Source organism: Pseudomonas sp. G1002, from assembly GCF_013385455.1.
Classification (GTDB): Bacteria; Pseudomonadota; Gammaproteobacteria; order Pseudomonadales; family Pseudomonadaceae; genus Aquipseudomonas.
Genome location: NZ_JACAPY010000011.1, coordinates 67,485 through 85,960 on the forward strand (window position 1 = coordinate 67,485; position 18,476 = coordinate 85,960).

At 62.7% G+C, this 18,476-nt stretch carries 19 protein-coding genes; 6 read left to right on the forward strand and 13 right to left on the reverse strand.

Features of this window, described 5'->3' with window-relative positions; genetic code table 11:
- Nucleotides 1-16: 16 nt before the first annotated feature.
- Genes HX801_RS05280 through HX801_RS32210 form a run of 4 tightly spaced genes read right to left on the reverse strand, consistent with a single transcriptional unit; the run spans nucleotide 17 to nucleotide 3,198 of the window.
- Nucleotides 17-202 carry a hypothetical protein gene (locus HX801_RS05280; protein ID WP_003217145.1) on the reverse strand — a complete coding sequence of 62 codons (186 nt, stop codon included), beginning with the start codon at nucleotides 200-202 and terminating at the stop codon, nucleotides 17-19.
- Between the two features lie 20 nt (nucleotides 203-222).
- The gene (locus HX801_RS05285) at nucleotides 223-2,091 is read right to left on the reverse strand and encodes an FUSC family protein (protein ID WP_177021722.1); all 1,869 of its coding nucleotides are present in this window, start codon (nucleotides 2,089-2,091) and stop codon (nucleotides 223-225) included.
- The gene (locus HX801_RS05290; protein ID WP_177020820.1) at nucleotides 2,091-2,999 is read right to left on the reverse strand and encodes an HlyD family secretion protein; all 909 of its coding nucleotides are present in this window, start codon (nucleotides 2,997-2,999) and stop codon (nucleotides 2,091-2,093) included. Before HX801_RS05290 ends, HX801_RS05285 begins: the two co-directional genes overlap by 1 nt.
- A gap of 10 nt (nucleotides 3,000-3,009) precedes the next feature.
- A complete protein-coding gene (locus HX801_RS32210; protein ID WP_032899212.1) occupies nucleotides 3,010-3,198 on the reverse strand; it encodes a DUF1656 domain-containing protein in 189 nt (62 codons plus the stop codon).
- 127 nt (nucleotides 3,199-3,325) lie between these two features.
- On the opposite strand from HX801_RS32210, the gene HX801_RS05300 reads away from it, so the two are divergent.
- Nucleotides 3,326-4,120, forward strand: coding sequence for a helix-turn-helix domain-containing protein (locus HX801_RS05300; RefSeq protein WP_177021723.1), 795 nt, complete (start codon nucleotides 3,326-3,328; stop codon nucleotides 4,118-4,120).
- Here HX801_RS05300 and HX801_RS05305 read toward each other — a convergent pair.
- A complete protein-coding gene (locus HX801_RS05305) occupies nucleotides 4,117-5,040 on the reverse strand; it encodes a LysR family transcriptional regulator (protein ID WP_177021724.1) in 924 nt (307 codons plus the stop codon). The two genes, HX801_RS05300 and HX801_RS05305, sit on opposite strands and share 4 nt — an antisense overlap.
- 110 nt (nucleotides 5,041-5,150) lie before the next feature.
- Between HX801_RS05305 and HX801_RS05310 the strand changes: the two genes are divergently transcribed.
- Nucleotides 5,151-5,369 (forward strand): DUF2790 domain-containing protein, encoded by a 219-nt coding sequence (locus HX801_RS05310; protein ID WP_008433828.1) that lies wholly within the window; start codon nucleotides 5,151-5,153, stop codon nucleotides 5,367-5,369.
- On the opposite strand, the gene HX801_RS05315 is transcribed toward HX801_RS05310, so the two are convergent.
- The 8 genes from HX801_RS05315 to HX801_RS05350 all read right to left on the reverse strand — a co-directional run bounded on the left by HX801_RS05315 (nucleotide 5,366) and on the right by HX801_RS05350 (nucleotide 14,264).
- Nucleotides 5,366-6,613: an OprD family porin gene (locus HX801_RS05315; RefSeq protein WP_102604629.1), complete on the reverse strand. Its 1,248-nt coding sequence runs from the start codon at nucleotides 6,611-6,613 to the stop codon at nucleotides 5,366-5,368. The genes HX801_RS05310 and HX801_RS05315 overlap by 4 nt on opposite strands.
- Before the next feature lie 30 nt (nucleotides 6,614-6,643).
- Nucleotides 6,644-7,978: an MFS transporter gene (locus HX801_RS05320; protein WP_008433830.1), complete on the reverse strand. Its 1,335-nt coding sequence runs from the start codon at nucleotides 7,976-7,978 to the stop codon at nucleotides 6,644-6,646.
- A 55-nt stretch (nucleotides 7,979-8,033) separates the two neighbouring features.
- The gene (locus HX801_RS05325) at nucleotides 8,034-8,795 is read right to left on the reverse strand and encodes a 1,6-dihydroxycyclohexa-2,4-diene-1-carboxylate dehydrogenase (RefSeq protein ID WP_008433831.1); all 762 of its coding nucleotides are present in this window, start codon (nucleotides 8,793-8,795) and stop codon (nucleotides 8,034-8,036) included.
- Between the two features lie 10 nt (nucleotides 8,796-8,805).
- Nucleotides 8,806-9,828 (reverse strand): benzoate 1,2-dioxygenase electron transfer component BenC, encoded by a 1,023-nt coding sequence (benC, locus tag HX801_RS05330; RefSeq protein WP_177021725.1) that lies wholly within the window; start codon nucleotides 9,826-9,828, stop codon nucleotides 8,806-8,808.
- 10 nt (nucleotides 9,829-9,838) lie between these two features.
- Entirely contained in the window at nucleotides 9,839-10,327 is a 489-nt protein-coding gene (gene benB, locus HX801_RS05335) for a benzoate 1,2-dioxygenase small subunit (RefSeq protein ID WP_102604627.1), read from the reverse strand.
- Nucleotides 10,324-11,700 carry a Rieske 2Fe-2S domain-containing protein gene (locus tag HX801_RS05340; RefSeq protein WP_003210841.1) on the reverse strand — a complete coding sequence of 459 codons (1,377 nt, stop codon included), beginning with the start codon at nucleotides 11,698-11,700 and terminating at the stop codon, nucleotides 10,324-10,326. Before HX801_RS05340 ends, benB begins: the two co-directional genes overlap by 4 nt.
- 85 nt (nucleotides 11,701-11,785) lie before the next feature.
- Nucleotides 11,786-12,745, reverse strand: a complete 960-nt coding sequence (locus HX801_RS05345) for an AraC family transcriptional regulator (protein WP_008433834.1) — start codon at nucleotides 12,743-12,745, stop codon at nucleotides 11,786-11,788.
- A 118-nt stretch (nucleotides 12,746-12,863) separates the two neighbouring features.
- Complete coding sequence (locus HX801_RS05350) at nucleotides 12,864-14,264, reverse strand: DHA2 family efflux MFS transporter permease subunit (protein WP_102604625.1); 1,401 nt, start codon at nucleotides 14,262-14,264, stop codon at nucleotides 12,864-12,866.
- 263 nt (nucleotides 14,265-14,527) lie between these two features.
- Here HX801_RS05350 and HX801_RS05355 point away from each other — a divergent pair, with 263 nt between their 5' ends.
- Genes HX801_RS05355 through HX801_RS05370 form a run of 4 tightly spaced genes read left to right on the forward strand, consistent with a single transcriptional unit; the run spans nucleotide 14,528 to nucleotide 18,447 of the window.
- Complete coding sequence (locus HX801_RS05355; protein ID WP_177021726.1) at nucleotides 14,528-15,373, forward strand: ABC transporter substrate-binding protein; 846 nt, start codon at nucleotides 14,528-14,530, stop codon at nucleotides 15,371-15,373.
- A 16-nt stretch (nucleotides 15,374-15,389) separates the two neighbouring features.
- Complete coding sequence (locus tag HX801_RS05360; RefSeq protein WP_087694530.1) at nucleotides 15,390-16,898, forward strand: amino acid ABC transporter permease/ATP-binding protein; 1,509 nt, start codon at nucleotides 15,390-15,392, stop codon at nucleotides 16,896-16,898.
- 17 nt (nucleotides 16,899-16,915) lie between these two features.
- Nucleotides 16,916-17,581 (forward strand): GntR family transcriptional regulator, encoded by a 666-nt coding sequence (locus tag HX801_RS05365; RefSeq protein ID WP_003210850.1) that lies wholly within the window; start codon nucleotides 16,916-16,918, stop codon nucleotides 17,579-17,581.
- A gap of 14 nt (nucleotides 17,582-17,595) precedes the next feature.
- Nucleotides 17,596-18,447 (forward strand): DUF1989 domain-containing protein, encoded by an 852-nt coding sequence (locus HX801_RS05370; RefSeq protein WP_177021727.1) that lies wholly within the window; start codon nucleotides 17,596-17,598, stop codon nucleotides 18,445-18,447.
- Nucleotides 18,448-18,476: the final 29 nt, after the last annotated feature.

Sequence of the window (18,476 nt, forward strand, 5' to 3'; positions counted from 1 at the left end):
TTCCCCGGGAACCGGCTCATCGCTGGCGATCGGCCTTGGGCCTTGAATCACGGCCAGGCGCCCGATGCTCGGCGAGCTTTTTTTGCTCTTGTTTGAATTGCTGTTGCCAGCGGGCCAGCGCCTCAGCCCCGTCCGATGCCTGCACCGCCATTGGCACAGACACAATCATCCCGAAAAGCGTCCAGATAAGGAGTTGCTTCATTTCATCTCACCTTCGTTGTTTTAGCTGAAACGGGTTCGGATATCGGCACGCTGGTATTGGTCGAGCAACCCCGCCAAATCCCGGTAACAAGCAGCCAGGTCGCGGGCACCAAGGCGGATCAGTGATCTCGACGTACGCCGGGCCTGGGCCGCGCTGATCGCTGAATCGAAGGCATATCTGGCAATACGCCGATCGCCCGCTTGCACACACCTGGCGATTGACGAATCAGGCTCCAGGTCGCGTGTCTTGCGGTGCAGCAACCTTAACTGTCGACCCAGTTGAAGCGAGACGGCACCGGCCTCATCGGCGCCCGACAGCGCTTGCAGGGCAACCATCCGGTGCTGTTGCGTGGCCTGCCACTTCAGAAGATCCATGCGGTGCCAGCGACGCAGTAACTGGCGCGTGTCTTTGTGCAGCGCGGTCCTCAGGACGTCGGCGTGGCTGGCGGGTTTCCCCGGCAGCAACTGGAAGGCCAGCAGGCAGATAGCGAGCGTCACCATCCAGGCCAGGGCTTGATTCACGAAGTCAGCGAAGTCGTATTGGGCGGTCCCGGCGGTGCCGACCAGGGTGTTGAACGTAATCAGGTAGGCGACGCCTTGCAGGGCATGGCGCGGCCGGGTCGTGGCATGAATCCCGACCGCCCAGAACGCAACCAGCACCACCGTGAGCAACCCGAACCCGCTGATGTGCGGCAACAGCAGGAACTTGCACCCCGCCGCTGCCAGGATTGCGTAGAAGGTTCCCCTGGCAAGGCTCGCAATGCCTTGCTCGGGCGCCGCGCTGGTGGCCAACAAGGTGCAGAACGGACCCAGTACGGCCAGCAAGGTTGGCCCCTGGTCCCAGCCGGTGAGGTACCAGACAGCACCGGTCGCCAGCGTGGCCAGCAACGCTCGCACACCGTTACGCAGTGCAGCGCCGTAGTGTCGGTGAAACCCCACGGCGCGGGCCGGCGGCAGGGGCGCGCGCTCAAGGCAGGCAAAACTCGACAAGGCGCTGGCCAGTTCGGCCAATGGTTCATTCAGACGCCGCTGGCTCGCGCCTGGTTCAAGGCTGGCTTGCAGCTCCCGGACACGATCGGCCGCCACGCAAAACCCGGGCATGGCTTCAGCCAGCTGGCGCAACTGTGCGCCGATTCCAGCGTGCGAAGGTATCGCACATTCGTCGAGCACCACGGCATGCAGATACGCAAGTCCTGCCTGCAGGGTCGCCAGCCTGGCGCGGATCAGCACCGACTCGCCCCGACCAATCCCGAGAAGGTCGTCCACTTTGCTGATATCGATGGCCAGCGGGTCCTGCGCACGCGCCGGCCCGCCGTCAAACCGCACGGCCAATAACCGCAGGGTGCGCGACGAGACGTCGCGAAGTGCCATGGTCAGTGTGCGCTCGACGGTCTTGCGGCTGAATAATGTGGCCACCAGGCTCAGGCTCAACACCCCCAGAACAACGGCCGTGCCCCGCCCGACGATATGTTCGAAACCTTGCTGTGGCGCGACGATGGCGGGCCCCAGGGCCAGGCAAACGGTGTAGCCGGCGACCACCGCCGCCGTGGCCTGGTAGTGCCGAAACACGGTCATGGCGCCGACACAAAGGCCCAGCCATACCCCGATCCCGAGGATAAACAGCAGCATTTGCTGGGCGAACAGGCTGGTCAGGACCAATGCCACAGCCAACCCCACGAGGGTGCCCAGTGCCCGGTGGAAGCCCTTGCCAACCACTGCCCCCTGCAGCGGATGGATCAGCAACAACACGGTTGAGGCGGCCGAGAACGGCGAATCCAGGTGTAATTGGAACCCCAGCCACAGGGCCAATGAGGCCGCCAAAAGACTACGCAGCACATAGCCCGAGGTAGCAGCTTCCCATGCCCCCAGCATGCGCAGTGCACGGAGCATCACATGAACGCCTGAAGCCATTGCACCAGCCTCCAGCGCGGCGCCGTGCCCTCCTCGGCAACCTCGATGCTGGCGGTCATCCCCGCCGCCAGCTCCACACCGGGCGGCACCTTGTCCAGTTCAATCCGCACGGGCACGCGCTGGGCCAGGCGTATCCAGCTGAACGTAGGCGCCACCTGGGGCAAACCACTGTTACTGCGCAGCTCGTTACCGTCGGCAATGCCCCGACCAATGCTCGCCACATGCCCTTCGAGCAGCGGTGAAAAACCCATCAGCTTGATGGACGTCACAGCCCCCACCCGAACACCAGCCAGCTTGGTCTCCTCGAAGTAACCGGTGACCCAGAAGCTATGGCTATCGACCACAAAGATATTGGTCTCGCCCGCTGCCGCGTAGTCACCCGGCTGCAGCCGCAACTGGGTCACATAGCCGTCGACCGGCGAACGAATCGTCGTGCGGTCCAGATCCAGCCGCGCATGGGCCAGTTGGCTGCGGGCCGCATCCAGGCGCGCCCTGGCCACCGCCAGGTCCCGGGCTGCGTTGTCGGTTTCCTCCCGCGCAATCGCATCGCCGAGCTGGTTGCGGCGTTTGAGCTGTGCACTGCGCTGCTCGAAAACACTGCGCGCCTCGGCAAGCTCGGCCGTGCGCTGTTGCTGGGCAAGCAAGTAGCTGCTGCGATCGATCTGGTACAGCAACGCGCCCTTGGCGACCCACTGGTTGTCGCCCACCAGCAGGTGTTCGACCTGGCCGGACACCTCGGGGGCAATACGGATAACTTGTGCGCTGACACGCCCGTCCCGCGTCCAGGGGGCCAACTCATAGGCACGCCACAGTTGCGTGCAGAACAGCAATGCGGCCAGCCCGAGCACCAGGGTGACGAGGGTCTTGAGGATGTGTTTGATGATCATCGCGCTGCCCTCAAAAGCTCAGAACCAAGGTCGAGAGCACGATCAGCGACACAAAGAAACGCGCCAGGCTGGGGTGCCAGGCCCAATCCAGCCAGCGCCGCAGGGCCCGCTCCAGTAGCCCGTACACCAGGGCTGCAACGCCGACGTAGAGCAAGAACGGAGGAATGTAGAGGTGGGCAATCGTGATTTCGCTGAGCATCGGTTGAATCTCGCAGTCGGCAATCACCTTGATCGCCTTGATGAAGATGGTAGGGACTGCAAGGTCGTGCCGATATTGAGTATGCTGCCAGGATATAATCAATTTCAGACAATCGAGGCGGTGCAACATGGGCGAGATGAAGCTCCAGGGCGTTGATCAATTCGAACTGGACAGTTTTGATCAGCCCGCCGTCGCGTTGATGCTCGGCAGCCAGCGCAACGACACCGAATTCCCCGTGCACAGCCACCGCAAAGGCCAACTGGTGGTGGCATATCACGGCGGTATCGTGTGTACCGTAGAGGATGGCGTGTGGATGGTGCCGTCGGGCTTCGGCGTGTGGATTCCGGGCGGTATCGCCCACAGCAACCGGGTGACCGCCAACGGCAGGATCGGCTATCTGTTTGTCGAGCCCGGCGCCGCCGCGCTACCGGAGAAATGCTGCACGCTGGTGCTTTCGCCGCTGGTCCTGGCGTTGATCCTGCACCTGAGCGCCCAGCCCCAGGATTATCCGCCTGCCTCTGCCAATTCGCGCCTGGCGAGCGTGCTCCTTGAACAACTGGAACTGGCTCCTTCGGAGCAGTTGTACCTGCCGCTCCCCGCTGCTACGCAGTTGCGCTTCATCGCCCGCGGCCTGGCCCAGGCCCCGTCAAACCGTTGCACCATGGCCCAGTGGGCACGCCAGGTGGCCATGAGCGAGCGCTCCCTGGCCCGCCTGGTCAAGAGCGAAACAGGCCTGACTTTTGGCCAATGGCGCAAACAATGGCAAATCATCGTGGCCTTGCAGAGCCTGGCCGAGGGCGAATCGGTGCAACGGACCGCCGAGGCGCTGGGGTATGAGTCGGTCAGTTCGTTCATCAGCATGTTTCGCAAGACGCTGGGCTCGTCGCCGGCGCGTTATATCCGTCGTACTGCAACGCGCTAGCCTCGGGGAGCCTCAATCACGTTCACCTGCTCCGCCAGCAACACCGGCAATTGCACCTGCAAAAACGCGACCCACGTGCGCACCTTGGCATCCAAAAAACGCCTCGACGGATACACCGCGAAAATGCTGCGCTCCCTTAGCCGATAGTCGGGCAACAGCCGTACCAGCGAACCTTCCCGCAGTGCCGCGCTTGCACTGAAAAACGGCAACAGACTGATGCCCATGCCTTCCTGCGTCGCCTTGACCATCGCATCCGCGACATTGGTCCTGAAGGTGTCACCCGGCGAAATCGCAATCTCGCCCTCTTGCCCCTTGAACAACCACGCATCCTCCTGGAAATCCTGCAGATGCAACCGTCGATGCTGCATCAACTGCTGCGGATGCTCGGGCACGCCGTACCGGGCCAGATACCCCGGTGCCGCACAGGGCACACTGAACAACTGCCCGATCGTCTGGCTGACCAGCGCCGAATCCGGCAACGAATGGGCGATGGAGATCACCACGTCGTGACCCTCTTCAAGCGGGTCCGGGTTGTGCTGGGACAGGGTCAACTCGATGGACACGTCCGGGTATTGCTCGCTGTAGCGGGCAATCAGCGGCGTGATCAGCACCCCCAACCCGCTCATGCAATGCACCCGCAATCGCCCGCGCGGGTTGAGGTGCGCGCCGCTGGCTTCTGCCGTGGCCTCCCTGACGTCTTCAAGAATGTCGCGACAGCGCAACAGAAAGCGCTCGCCCGAATCGGTAAGGCCCAGGCGTCGGGTGGTGCGTTGCAACAGGCGGGTCTGCAGGTGTTTTTCCAGCTCGCAGATCAACCGTGATACGTGTGCCCCGGACAGGTCCAGCGCCTCGGCCGCTGCGGCAAAGCTGCCAGTGTCGACAACCCGGGCAAACACCCGCATGCCATTGAGCAAATCCATCAACATTGCCCCTCGATTGCTACGTGATACGTACGAGTCATTCACCTGTTCCTGTCTTTATCCCGCTGCGGCAATCACTAAAATGAACCCTACTCACAGAGGAACTCATCATGAATATCAAATGGCTCAGCCTGCTCCTGTTTTTCACCGCCGCCGGCGCCATGGCGGCCGGCAGCAATGAAGCGCTGGATATCCAACACGTTGTTTCAATCACGCCCGTGCCGGGCAGTTGCCAGGTAGAACCGGCGACCATGGTGTATCTCGACAGCCAGGGCGTCAGCCACACCCTCAACTACCAGGTCATGGGCACGTGCCAGGGCGGGGTTTAAAGCAGCTTCCAGGTGTAACTGAGGATCAGCCGGTTCTCGTCGATGTCGCTGCGGTAGTTTGAACGAGCCATGACGTTACGCACTCGGATGCCCAGGCCGCTCAATGTGCCGCTTTGCACCACATAGCCGATATCCAGGTCGCGCTCGCGATCCTTGCCTTCATAACCCGCGCCGGTGGTCACGTTGTTACCGGTGATATAACGCACGGTGGTGGTCAGCCCCGGAATGCCCAGCGCCACGAAGTCATAGTCGTACCGCACTTGCCAGGAGCGCTCGTCGGTGTAGGCAAACTCGTAGGTGGGTACTTCGTTGCCCAGCGGCGTGATGTTGGCGAAGACCCGCGGGAAGGCACTGTCGCCATACATGGCTTGATAACCGACGTAGAAGATATGGCCGCCATGCTTGGCCGACAGCAGCGAGAAAAACGCCTGGTTGTCGATCTTGCCGAGCAGTTTGTCGCCGTCTTCCCGCGCATCGTAGTAGCCGAGGTTGGCGCCGAGCGTCCACTCACCCATTGGCTGGCTGTGCTTGAGGCCGACAAAGTCCTGGCGGTAGATGTCCTTGAGTTGGCCATGCCAGTAGCTGACGCTGGTGCGGTTGGTGTTGAAGGCGTAGTCGCCGCCGACGTAGTTGAACCCATCACTTTCAGCGCCGCGTTGCGGCACATGGCCGAGCATGGCGATCATTTTCTCGTCGCCGGCTTCGTTGCGCAGGCGGGTGGTGGTCAAGTGCCCGGCCTGTAGCGCAAGGCCGGCGATTTCGCCGGAGCTGACACTCACGCCCTGATAGCTCGGCGGCAGCAAGCGGATATCGCTGAAGGCCAGCACCGGCAGGTTCGGTTGCAGTTCGCCGACCTTCAATTCGGTCCTGGAAAACCTGGCCTTGAAGGTCAGGCCCAAACGGCTGTAATCATGCGGGGCGCTGCCGTCGCCCTTGACCGGGAGCAGGCCGGTATTGGTGCGGTCCGGGCTGCTGTCGAGCTTGAGGCCGAGGGTGCCCAGGGCATCCAGGCCAAAGCCCACGGGCCCCGGGGTGTAGCCGGATTTATAGGTCAGGATAAAACCCTGGCCCCACTCCTCTGCCTTTGATTGCTTGTTGGCGCCGACGATGTCCGAGAAATCGCGGCTGAAGTAATAGTTGCGCGCCTGCAAGGTGGCGGTGGAGTCCTCGAAAAACCCGCCCTCGGCCGCCGTCGCCGCAAGGGGCACGCCCAACAGGGATAGCCAGATACGTTGTGTGTTCATGTCGTTGCTCTTAGTTATTGTTATCGACAGTTACTGCGCCGGGGCGGCGATCACCTCCTGCCGGCCCCGACGCTCATTCAGCGCATACGCCGTCATCGCCAGCACGGCGATGGCCCCGGGGATGGCAAAGGCCATGAAGTTCAGGTGCAGCGGCAGTTCAATCCCCATCAGCGCGCCGCCCAGCAGCGGGCCGACGATGGCGCCGGTACGACCGATACCGGAAGCCCAGCCCAGGCCGGTGGCTCGAATGTTCAAGCCATAGAGTTGTGCGGCGCCGGCGTACAGCAGGATTTGCGTGCCGATGGTGGTGGCGCCGGCAAAAAAGATCAGCAGGTACAGGACCGGCATCGGGCTCTTGATACCCAGCAGGCTGATGGAGAGCAGCGCGGCGATAAAGAAACCGATCACCACCTTCACCAGGTTAAGCCGGTCACACAGCCAGCCACCGACAAGCGCCCCGGCGATGCCGCCAAAATTCAGCGCCAGCAGGAACGACAGGCTCGATCCCAGGCTGTAACCGGCACCCGCCATCAGTTTGGGCAGCCAGGAACTCAGGGCGTAGACCATCAACAGGCAGCAGAAAAACGCGACCCAGATCGCCGCCGTCCTCAAGGCCAGGCCGTGTCGGAACAACTCCAGCACCGAAGCGCCCTTGCCTTTACCGGCGCTGACGAGCAGTTGGTCTTGCGGGTCGATCCGGGTCTGCGGCGACAGGCGCTTGAGCAGCTCACGCGCCTGTTCCTTGCGGCCCTGGCGAATCAGGAACCCGATGGACTCAGGCAGCCAGTACACAATCAACGGCATCAGCAGCAGCGGGATCGCCGCGGCGAAGAACATGGACGACCAGCCAAAACGCGGCAGCATGAAAATCCCCACGCCGGCCGACAGCATGCCGCCCAGCGAGTACCCGCCAAACATCACCGCCATCAGGATGCTGCGCATTTTCTTCGGTGCGTATTCGGTAATCAGTGCGGCCGCATTGGGCATCAGGCCGCCACAGCCGAGCCCGGCAATAAACCGGCAGATTCCGAACTCAGTCGGGTTGCTGGCAAAACCGTTAATCACCGTGGCGACGCTGAACAAGGCAAAGCAGATGGCGATGCCTTTGCGGCGACCGAACTTGTCGGCCAGGCTGCCGAAGACCAGCGCGCCGAACATCATCCCGAACAGCGCATAACTGCCCAGAGCGCCGGCCTGCAGGGGCGATAGTCCCCATTCCTTCATGATCGACGGCAAGACCACGCCGTAGATGAACAAGTCATAACCGTCAAAGATCAACAGCACAGCACACAGGCTGACCACCAGCCAGTGGAAACGATTGAAATGGGCATTATCGATAATCGAATTGACGTCATGGGTACGCATGGCAGTGCTCTCATTATTGTTGTTGTGAGTCAGTGTCTGCAGGTACGGCGCTGGGTCAGCCGAGGTCGCCGCCTCCTACCGGCAAGGTGACGCCCGTGATGTAGGAGGCCTCATCAGAGGCCAGAAACAGAATCGCGCCGGCTTGTTCGTCGATGCTGCCGTAGCGCTTCATCGGGCTGCTGTCGAGGGTCTGGTCGACGATCTGCTGGTACCAGACGCGCTCCTGGTCGCTCTGGGGCTGGCTGTTGCGCGGGATCCGGCGCGGTGGCGCCTCGGTGCCACCGGGTGCGGTGGCGTTGACCCGAATGCCGCTGCCGGCGGTCTCCAGGGCCAGGCACGCGGTCAAGGCGTTGACGCCGCCCTTGGCCGCGCCATACGGCACACGGTTCACTCCGCGCGTGGCCACGGACGAGACATTGACGATGGCACCGCTGCCCTGCTCCAGCATGTAGGGCAACACGCAATGGCAGCACCACAGGGTCGGGAACAGCGAGCGGCGCACCTCGGCTTCGATTTCGTTCTCGGCGTAGTGCTCGAAGGGCTTGGCCCAGATGGTCCCGCCGACGTTGTTGACCAGGATGTCGATACGCCCGAACCGTGCCTTGGCAGCGGCCATCACACGGGCACATTCGGCATGCTGCTCCAGGTCGGCGGTGAGGATCAGCGCCCGCTCATGCTGCAATTCATGCACGAGTTCCGAGCGATCGACGGCCACCAGCCAGGCGCCCTCTTCCAGCAAACGCTCGGCAACCCGCCGGCCGATGCCCTGGGCGGCGCCGGTCACCAGCGCAACCTGGGTGTTGAAACGTGGAGTCATGGGGGATTCCTCAGGCGGCGTCGCCGGTGACGATGGCGTTGGGGGTGAACTTCTCGTAGTGGAAGCTGGCGGGGGTGACGCCCTGGTTCTTGAAGTGCTGGCGTACCGCGTCGACCATCGGTGGCGGCCCGCACAGGTACACATCCACGTCGCCATCGTTCAGCACGTCAGCGGCCATGTGCTGGGTGACATACCCCTGCCGGGGGTGCGCGGTCTGGGGGTCGGCCACGCAGGTGACAAAACCGAAGTTGGGCAGGCGTTGGGCGAACGCCTCCAGCGCCTCGACCATCACCAGGTCCTGGTCCCGCGTCACGCCGTAGATCAGCGTGACCGGCCGGGTTTCCTCGCGCTCGGCCAACACTTCAAGCATCGACAGGAACGGCGCAAGCCCCGTACCACCTGCCAGCAACAGCAGTGGCCGCGCCACTTCGCGCAGGTAGAAACTGCCCAACGGCCCGGTCATCGGCACCGCGTCGCCGGGTTGGGCGCGCTCCAGCCAGCCACTCATCAACCCGCCGGGCACATGCTTGATCAGGAAGCTCGCGCGTTTGTCGCCGGGGCGACTGCTGAAGGAATACGCGCGGGTCTGCCCACTGTCGGGCACGCCGATATTCACGTATTGCCCCGGCAGGAACACCGGCGCCTGATCCAGTTCGAAGCTGACTTCCAACGCGGCATCGGCATGCCGGGTAATACTCGCCACCGTCGCGGCAAATTGCGCGGTGCCGGTCTTGCAGGCACCGGACGGCACCGGCACGGCAATCACGCAATCGGATTGCGGCACCATCTGGCAGGTGAGCACCTGGCGTTCGCCGGCTTCATCCTCGCTCAGGGCGTCTTCGATGTAGTCGTCGCCCAAATCATAGGCGCCGGTTTCACAGCGACATTTGCAGGTGCCGCACACACCGTCGGAGCAGTCCATGGGCAGGTTGATACGTTGGCGAAAGGCCGCGTCGAGGACCTTTTCACCCACCTTGCAGTCGATGAAACGGGTTACCCCGTCCTCGAAGTTCAGGGCAATGGAGTACGTCATGGGCGTGTCCTCAGATGTGGTAGATATCGATGACCTGATGGATGTAGTCGTTTTTCAGCACCACCTTCTTGCGCGTGATCAGCGGCTGTTCGGCGCGGATATCGAGGCGATAGAACGAGGTACCGAAGTACGTATCCGTGGTCTTGTAGCGATGGCTGAGGGTTTGCCAGTTGAAACGCAACTCCACGTGCTGCCCGTCGTCGGCCAGCACTTCGAGGTTGGTGATCAGGTGCGCGGTGCGCGGCTCCGGGGTGCTGGCGCTGGAGCGCTCGGTCTTGATCCGGAACACCCGGTCTTCCAGGCCGTCGCGGCTGGGGTAATAGATCAGCGAGATTTCTCTCTGGGGGTCTTCGGTCAGCGTGTCGTGGTCGTCCCAGGCCGGCATCCAGTACTCGACCTTGGGTGAATAGCATTCGAGCCACTCATCCCACTGGCGGTCATCCAGCAGGCGGGCTTCGCGGTACAGAAAGTCCAGCAGGCGGTCACGGGAAGCACTCATGCCAGCACCTCCTTGTCCGTCGCGATCAAGCCTTGCTGCTCCCGTTCGATAGCGCGTTGCAGGCTCTGGGCCCAGTGGGCGTGCTGGCGCACGAACAGGCCTTCGTCCTCGGTCTTGACGCCACTGAGCTGCGGATTCATGCCCATGGCCCGGGCGTTTTCGTCAGGGCCTTCGACCCACTGTTTGGCGCCGCGGCTGAGGTCATTCCACAAGGTGGTCGCGCCCTGGTAGCCGGTCTGGCAGGCGCGGAATTCTTCCAGGTCGTCCGGTGTACCCATGCCGCTGACGTTGAAGAAATCTTCGTACTGGCGGATGCGCGTGGTGCGTTCCTCGGCACTTTCGCCCTTGGGCGCCATGCAATAGATCGTGACTTCGGTCTTGTCGACCGCGATTGGCCGTACCACGCGGATCTGCGTGGAGAACTGGTCCATCAGGTACACATTCGGGTAGAGGCACAGGTTGCGGGTTTGGTCGACGATAAAATCGGCGCGTTCCTGGCCCAGGCGCTCGGCCAGCGCCTCGCGATGGGCATGCACCGGACGCACTTCGGGGTTGAGCAGGCGCGTCCACAGCAGGATATGGCCATGCTCGTAGGCGTACACGCCGCCCAGGCTTTTCGACCAGCCATTGGCATCCACGGTGCGCGTGCCTTCGGCTTCGTAATTGCGCCGGCCCATGGTCGCCGAGTAGTTCCAGTGCACGGAGCTGACGTGATAACCGTCGGCGCCGTTTTCGATCTGCAGCTTCCAGTTGCCGTCATACACATATGACGAACTGCCCCGCAGCACCTCCAGCCCCAGCGGGGCCTGGTCGACCATCTGGTCGATGATCACCCGGGTCTCACCCAGGTAGTCGCTCAGCTCCGGCACCGTCTCGCTGAGGCTGCCGAACAGGAAGCCGCGATAGTTTTCGAAGCGGCCAAGGCGTTTCAAGTCGTGGGAGCCGTCACAGTCGAAGCTGTCGGGGTAGGCGCCGGTCTTGGCGTCCTTCACTTTGAGCAGCTTGCCGGCGTTGCTGAAGGTCCAGCCGTGGAACGGGCAGGTAAACGAGCCTTTGTTGCCTTGTTTACGGCGGCAGAGCATCGCGCCACGGTGGGCGCAGGCGTTGACCAGGCCGTGCAGCGTGCCGTGTTTGTCGCGGGTGATGACCACGGGCTGGCGGCCGATCCAGGTGGTGAAGTAGTCGTTGATCTCCGGCACCTGGCTTTCGTGCGCCAGGTAGACCCAACCGCCTTCGAAAATGTGCTTCATTTCCAGGGCAAACAGGTCGGGGTCGGTGAAGATGTCGCGGCGGCAGCGGAACACCCCAGTGGCGGGATCTTCCTGGACAGAGTCGCGCAATTGTCGGGCGAGTCGGTCGAATGTGCTGATCATGGGGTAGGCCCTCGGTTGTTCTTGTATCAGGCCCCCCCACCTTATGTGCTTGCCCTACCCCTCAATATCCGCTGACTGCAATTCGTTATCCGCCTGGCGCGAGCCGGCGCTTCCACGTTTGCGAAGGCAGCTCGCCAAAGCGTTTGCGATAGGCCTCGGAGAACCGCCCCAAATGCACAAACCCATGATCCAGCGCCACCTCCGTCACGCTGCGCGCCGTGGCCAGTTGCAGCATGGCGTGCACCCGCTCCAGCTTGCGCTGGCGCATGTAGTCACGGGGTGACAGGCCGACCTGGCGTTCAAACAAGGTATACAACGAACGCTCGCTGACCCTGGCGATGGCCATCAGTTGTTCGACGCTGATGTCGTCGGCCAGGTGCTCCTCGATGAACTGACGCACGGCTTCAAAGCCCCCACCCTGATCCGGTCGCGGAATCACCCGCAGGACGTTGCTGGCCAGCAGCGCCAACAGCTTGTTCGCCACAATGCGCTCGTACAGGCCCTGCACTTCGGGTTCGGCGGCGTTTTCGGCCTCATGGCAGATCAGCCCCAGCAATTGCAGGAACCCACCCATTTCGGCAAGTGCGTGGCGCGGCGCCGCAAAACGGATGCCCGGCTGCGGCAACGTCCAGTGCTGCTCAAGGCAGGCGTTTTCCAGCAGGCGCACGGGCACCTTGACGATGAATTTTTCGCAGTCGGCGGAATAGGTCAGGTCTACCGGGTCATCCGGGTTGATCAGCAGCACTTCGCCGGGGCCCAACACCTGTTCTTCGCCACGGGAGCTCGAGCGGCAGTGGCCGTGCAGCAGGATCTGCAGGTGGTAGATGGTTTCCAGCGCCACCGAGGTCACCCGCACCGGCGCGCCGTAGCTGATGCGGCACAGGTCCAGGCTGGAAAAGGTCCGGTGGCTGATGCTCGCCTGCGGGCGGCCCTTGGGCGGCAGGCGGATGCAGTGGCTGCCGACATGCTGGTTGACGTAGTCGGACACGGCATAGGCATCCGCACGGTCGAAAATCTGGCTGCGCTCACTCAATAGCACGGTCATGGTTGCGCCTTTTATTGTTATGGGCCCTGCGTATGTACTTCACCGCAGAGTGATGCGGGGGACGCAAGCCGTCAAATATTCAATAGGTGTTGCGTCATACCCCGAAGGTATCGTGGGTTCACTTTCGCTGCAAAACCGACTCACCGGCCTGGGGCGGCAGCCGCAGGTTATCCAGCAGCGCCACGCCGGCGATCACCGCCACTAGAAGAAACGTCAGCTGGAAATCGGCGGTGGCGGCCTGCCCGGTATTGCCGTGAAAATTCATGGCAAAACGTAACAACAGCGCGCCAATCGCCACGCCCATGGCCATGCTCAGCTGGAAGAACATGCTGAACAAGGTTGAGGCGTCGCTCATCTGCGCCTTGGGTATATCAGCGAACCCCAGGGTGTTGAACAAGGTGAACTGCATGGAGCGTGACAGGCCACCCACGAACAGAATGAACAGGATCAGCGCCCAGCTCATGCGCTCGTCCAGCAGCGCACAGGCCGCAATCGCGAGCACGCCAAGGATGCCGTTGATCATCAGCACCGAGCGAAAGCCCCAGCGCTGCATCACCGCCGTGGTGAACGGCTTCATCGCCAGGTTGCCGGCAAATACCGCGAGCACCAGCAACCCCGCATCGAATGCAGAAAGGCCGAACGCCAGTTGAAACATCAGCGGCAGCAGGAACGGCAAGGTGCTGATGGCCACCCGGAAAATCGACCCGCCGCACAGGCACACACTGAACGTGCGCACACTCACCACACCCAGCGCCAGCAATGGTTGGGCATGCCGGCGCATATGGCGCCAGGCAAAGGCGCCGAGCATTACGCCTGCAGCGCTGAGTAACAGGCCCTGCAACAAGCTGCCACGGCTTTGCCCGAGCAGTTCCACGCCGTACAACAGCGCCGCGCTGGCGACACCCACCAGCAGGAAGCCGCTGAAATCGAATGAGCGGGACGTGACCTCGTCGTGTTTGGGGATCAGTACCAGCGTGGCAATCAGCGCCAGCAGGCCCAGCGGCAGGTTGAGGTAGAAAATCCACGGCCAGGACGCGTGGGTAACGATAAACCCGCCCACCGGCGGCCCGAGTATCGGCGCCACCAGGCCGGGCCAGGTGATGAATGAAATCGCCCGCACCAGGTCTTTTTTCTCGGTAGCCCGCAGCACCGCCAGGCGCCCCACCGGCACCATCATCGCGCCGCTGATGCCCTGCAACACGCGCGCGGCGACGAAGGTCTGCAGGCTGTCGCTCCACCCGCACAGCAGTGACGACAGGCTGAACAGCACGATTGCCCAACCGAATACCCGCCGCGAGCCAAAGCGGTCGGCCAGCCAGCCGCTGATGGGAATGAACACCGCGACGGCGAGCATGTAGGCGCTCATACCGATGTTCACGTCCACCGCGCCCACGCCGAAGGTTTTGGCGATGTCCGGCAACGCGGTCGCGATCACGGTGGCATCGAGGTTCTCCATGAAGAAGGTGACGGCGACCAACAAGGCAATCAGGGTTGAGCGGCGTTGGGAGGTCGACGTCATTGCTGTTCACTCATGGTTTCGAATCGGCACTTTATCAATAAGTGCGTCCTTTATGGTCCGCGAAATGCCTGCCTCACAACGTGGCGCCCGGTAACGAATTGCCCCGAATTGGGGTGCGCGCTTGCAAAAAACGGCTGTCTCACGCGTCAAAACCCATCAAAAACCTGAAAAAGTCATTAGTTGGCACGATAACCGCTTACTAGCTAATACAGGATTGTTGAACAATCCAAATCACCCTGCATCCAGCAACCGAGGCGACGAACATGCAAAAAGGTCTGACGGGCAAGAACACCCTGCGCACATTGGCGCTAGCGATCACCCTGGCGTGCGTGACGCCGCTGCTGTCGGCTGCCGAAATCAAGGGCACCCTGAAACCGGGCGAGCTGTCCATCGGCTCCGACCTCACCTACCCGCCTTACACCTACCTTGAGCAAAAGACCCCGGCCGGTTTCGACCCGGAGTTCATGCAACTGATGGGCAAGCAACTGGGGCTCAAACCACGTTTTCTCGACACCCGTTTCGCCAACCTGATCCTCGGCGTCAACGCTCGGCGTTTCGACGTGGTGGCCTCGGCGCTGTACGTCACCCCCGAGCGCGCCAAACAGGTGGATTTCCTCAGCTACCTGAAGACCGGTTCTTCGCTGATGGTGCTCAGCGCCGGCGACTTCAAGCCCCAGCGCCCGGAAGACCTGTGCGGCAAGCGTGTCGGGTCGATCAAGGGCGCGTCGTGGGTGCCAAAGCTGAACAAGGTTTCGGCGGACTACTGCCTCCCTGCGGGCAAGCCGGCGATCGAGTCGCGTGAGTTCCCGACGTCTCCGGAAGCCGCCCAGGCCCTGCTCGCCCAGGCGGTGGACGTGCAGATGGAAGACGCGGCGGTCGCCAAGATCACCGTGGAAAAACTGCAAGGCAAAACCGTGATCAGCTCCAGCGAGTTGATCTACCCGGTGGTGGTCGGCCTGGCCGTGCGCAAGGAAAACCCGGCACTGCTCCAGGCGCTGACCGGCGCCCTGAGCCAGATCAGGCAGGACGGCAGCTACGGCAAGCTGCTGGCGCGCTACAACCTGGCCGAGCCGAACGCCGCCGAGATCAGTGCGGCACTGGGTAACTGAAACGCGGAGCACCTTTATGCAATTCGATTGGCACTACACCCTGGGCTTGTTATGGAACGGCGACTTCTGGCGAGCCGTCGGCACCGTGGTCGAACTGAGCCTGGAAACCTGGCTGCTGGGCATTGTGCTGGGGTTTTTCCTGGCCCTGGCGCGGCAGTCGGAGCGCCGCTGGCTGCGGGACTCCGCCGGCGTCTACATCTGGTTCTTCCGCAGCCTGCCGTTGCTGGTGCTGTTGATCTTCGTCTACAACCTGCCGCAGGTGTTTCCGTCCACCAGCGTGGTGTTGTCCAACCCCTACTCCGCGGGCCTGATCGCCCTGGTGCTGAGTGAGGCGGCCTACATCGCCGAGATCCATCGGGGCGGCCTGCTGGCGGTGGTCAAGGGGCAGCGCGAAGCCGGCAAGGCGCTGGGCGTGGGTTATCGTGGCGTGCAGCGGTTGATTGTGGTGCCGCAGGCGCTGCGGGTTGCGTTGCCGACACTGGCCAACGAATACATCACCATCGTCAAGCTCACCTCGCTGGTGTCGGTGATTTCGCTTTCGGAAATCCTGCTGGTGGGCCAACAGCTCTACACCCAGAACTTCCTGGTGATGGAGACCATGCTGGCCGTGGCGTTCTATTACGTGTTCATCGTGACGGTGTTCAGTTGGCTGTTGCGGGTGCTGGAGAACCACCTGGACGTGACCCGGCGCAAACCCAAGGCCATCGCCCCCGCCATGCTCGACCAGGTGGCGACGCGTCGTGCCCCCGGCCAGGCCGAGCCCGGCGAGTTTGCCTTGCAGGCCCGCGGGGTGCGCAAGGCCTATGGCGAGCTGGAAGTGCTCAAGGGCGTCGAACTGAATGTGCGCTGGGGCGAGGTGGTGTCGATCATCGGCCCGTCAGGCTCTGGCAAGACCACGCTGATTCGTACCATGAACGGCCTCGAAAGCCTCGACCGTGGCGAAATCACCCTGCAAGGCCAGCCGTTCCTGCGTGGCAGTCAGGAGCCGCAAGGCGCGCTGGGGCACAAGGTGCATATGCGCGGCATCGTGCATGTCGGCATGGTGTTCCAGGGGTTCAACCTGTTCCCGCATAAAACCGCCCTTGAGAACGTGATGCTCGCGCCGGTCTACCATGCCCATGGTAGCGGCGAAGAATTGCGCCTGTTGAGCCTGGCCCTGTTGCGCAAGGTCGGCATGCTGGAGCACGCCGGCAAATACCCGCACCAGCTATCCGGCGGCCAACAGCAACGGGTGGCGATTGCCCGCGCCCTGGCGATGCGGCCCTCGGTGATGCTGTTCGATGAACCCACCTCGGCCCTCGACCCGGAACTGGTGGGCGACGTACTGGCGGTAATCGAGGAATTGGCTCGCGAGGGCATGACCATGGTCATCGTCACCCATGAAATGAACTTCGCGTTCAAGCTTTCCGATCGTGTGGTGTTCATGGAAGGCGGAGAGATTATCCAGGACGCCGCACCGCGTGACATGCTCGAGCAACGCAGCGAACGCATGACCAAGTTCCTCAAAGACGTCCAACTGGCGTGAGCCCAAGGAGCCCCGACGTGAGCCAAGCCAAGGAACCCAGCCTGTCGCTGGCCGACCAGGTTGCCATCGAACTGCGCGAAGACATCATCGGCGGCCGCCTGCTGCCCGGCATGCCGCTGGTGGAAAGCGAACTGGTGAACGCCTACAACGCCTCGCGCAACACGGTGCGTGAAGCCTTGCACCACCTGGGCCGCGAAGGCCTGACCAGCTACGTGCGCAACAAAGGCGTGATCGTGCGCCGCCTGGGGGTGGAGGAAGTGCGTGACATCTTCAAGGTGCGACGCACCCTGGAGCTGCAGGCCATCGCCGCCAGCAAGCCGCTGCGCGAATACCAGTCCGACCTGATGCTGGAGTCCATCGAGGCTGCGCAACTGGCCCAGGACCGCGAGAACTGGCAAGCCTTCGGCACCCACAGCCTGCGCTTTCATCAACACATTGTCGGGCTGATGCGCAGCCCGTTGCTGGACGAGTTTTTTACCCATATTGCAGCCCAGATGCGCCTGGTGTTTTCCAACGCGCCCAGCGAGGAAACCTTCCAGAAGCCCTGGCTGGAGCGCGACCGGCAGATTCACGACTTGCTGGTTGACGGCCACAAGCAAGCCGCCGGCGAAGCCCTGGCCAGCTACCTCAATGACTCCGAATCGCTGCTGCTGGACATCCTGAGCAGCATTCCAAAACCCTGAAGCGAGGACCCACCATGTACAAGGACTACCCAGCGGCCTACCAAGTCAGCAAAGGCGCTGCCTTGCAGGTCGACAAAGCCTTCTATGACCGCGTGCGCGAGTCCCGGGACGGGCGCACCCTGATCGAGCAATTCGAAGTGCCGATCCGCACCGGCCGCGCCTGGAAAGTACCGGCAGGCCATGTGTTCCGCGTGACCACGCCGGTTGGCCCGCAGGTCGGCGACTTCAACGCGTGGAGCGCCAACGACCCCCGCGAACGCATGTGGGCGGCACGCACCCGCCAGCTGCAAGGCGCGCACGTCACCACCTACGACCGCCTGTGGTCGAACCTGCCGTTTTTGCGGCCGATGGTCACCATCACCGATGACAGCCTGGCCGGCTATGGCATCGACGAACACGGCGGGCGCCTGCATGACTTGCTGGGCACGCGCTGCGACCCTTACGTGAACAAGATGCTCACGGGCGAAGACTTCCACCACCACTGCCACTCCAACCTGACCCGCGCCGTGCTGCCCCATGGCCTGACCGAGTTCGACGTGCACGACGTGCTGAACATTTTCCAGTGCACCGGCCTCAATCACGACGACATGTACTTCATGAAAGCCTGCCCGGCCAAGCAGGGCGACTATCTGGAGTTCTTCGCCGAAATCGACCTGCTGTGTGCCCTCTCCACCTGCCCCGGTGGCGACCTGTCGCTGCCGATGTGGGGCCCGGATGCGGAAGACCCGTTGAAGGTCTGCCGTCCGCTGGGGGTGGAAATCTACCGCCTCGACGACGCGCTGCTGGAGGGCTGGAAACAACCCGAGCGCGCCGCCTATAACGGCAACCATGGCCTGTTGATTGCCAAGGCCGACTGGGAAAAGTAAAGGGCAGGCCCGCACCTGGGGCGCCGCGC

What these genes read in the sequence shown, in the direction of transcription:
- HX801_RS05370 (WP_177021727.1), top strand. Translation starts at nt 17,596, where the DNA reads ATGTACAAGGACTACCCAGCGGCCTACCAAGTCAGCAAAGGCGCTGCC.
- HX801_RS05325 (WP_008433831.1), bottom strand. Translation starts at nt 8,795, where the DNA reads ATGACTCCACGTTTCAACACCCAGGTTGCGCTGGTGACCGGCGCCGCC.
- HX801_RS05310 (WP_008433828.1), top strand. Translation starts at nt 5,151, where the DNA reads ATGAATATCAAATGGCTCAGCCTGCTCCTGTTTTTCACCGCCGCCGGC.
- HX801_RS05345 (WP_008433834.1), bottom strand. Translation starts at nt 12,745, where the DNA reads ATGACCGTGCTATTGAGTGAGCGCAGCCAGATTTTCGACCGTGCGGAT.
- HX801_RS05340 (WP_003210841.1), bottom strand. Translation starts at nt 11,700, where the DNA reads ATGATCAGCACATTCGACCGACTCGCCCGACAATTGCGCGACTCTGTC.
- HX801_RS32210 (WP_032899212.1), bottom strand. Translation starts at nt 3,198, where the DNA reads ATGCTCAGCGAAATCACGATTGCCCACCTCTACATTCCTCCGTTCTTG.
- HX801_RS05360 (WP_087694530.1), top strand. Translation starts at nt 15,390, where the DNA reads ATGCAATTCGATTGGCACTACACCCTGGGCTTGTTATGGAACGGCGAC.
- HX801_RS05290 (WP_177020820.1), bottom strand. Translation starts at nt 2,999, where the DNA reads ATGATCATCAAACACATCCTCAAGACCCTCGTCACCCTGGTGCTCGGG.
- HX801_RS05315 (WP_102604629.1), bottom strand. Translation starts at nt 6,613, where the DNA reads ATGAACACACAACGTATCTGGCTATCCCTGTTGGGCGTGCCCCTTGCG.
- benB (WP_102604627.1), bottom strand. Translation starts at nt 10,327, where the DNA reads ATGAGTGCTTCCCGTGACCGCCTGCTGGACTTTCTGTACCGCGAAGCC.
- HX801_RS05280 (WP_003217145.1), bottom strand. Translation starts at nt 202, where the DNA reads ATGAAGCAACTCCTTATCTGGACGCTTTTCGGGATGATTGTGTCTGTG.
- HX801_RS05355 (WP_177021726.1), top strand. Translation starts at nt 14,528, where the DNA reads ATGCAAAAAGGTCTGACGGGCAAGAACACCCTGCGCACATTGGCGCTA.
- HX801_RS05285 (WP_177021722.1), bottom strand. Translation starts at nt 2,091, where the DNA reads ATGCTCCGTGCACTGCGCATGCTGGGGGCATGGGAAGCTGCTACCTCG.
- HX801_RS05305 (WP_177021724.1), bottom strand. Translation starts at nt 5,040, where the DNA reads ATGGATTTGCTCAATGGCATGCGGGTGTTTGCCCGGGTTGTCGACACT.
- HX801_RS05300 (WP_177021723.1), top strand. Translation starts at nt 3,326, where the DNA reads ATGGGCGAGATGAAGCTCCAGGGCGTTGATCAATTCGAACTGGACAGT.
- benC (WP_177021725.1), bottom strand. Translation starts at nt 9,828, where the DNA reads ATGACGTACTCCATTGCCCTGAACTTCGAGGACGGGGTAACCCGTTTC.
- HX801_RS05350 (WP_102604625.1), bottom strand. Translation starts at nt 14,264, where the DNA reads ATGACGTCGACCTCCCAACGCCGCTCAACCCTGATTGCCTTGTTGGTC.
- HX801_RS05320 (WP_008433830.1), bottom strand. Translation starts at nt 7,978, where the DNA reads ATGCGTACCCATGACGTCAATTCGATTATCGATAATGCCCATTTCAAT.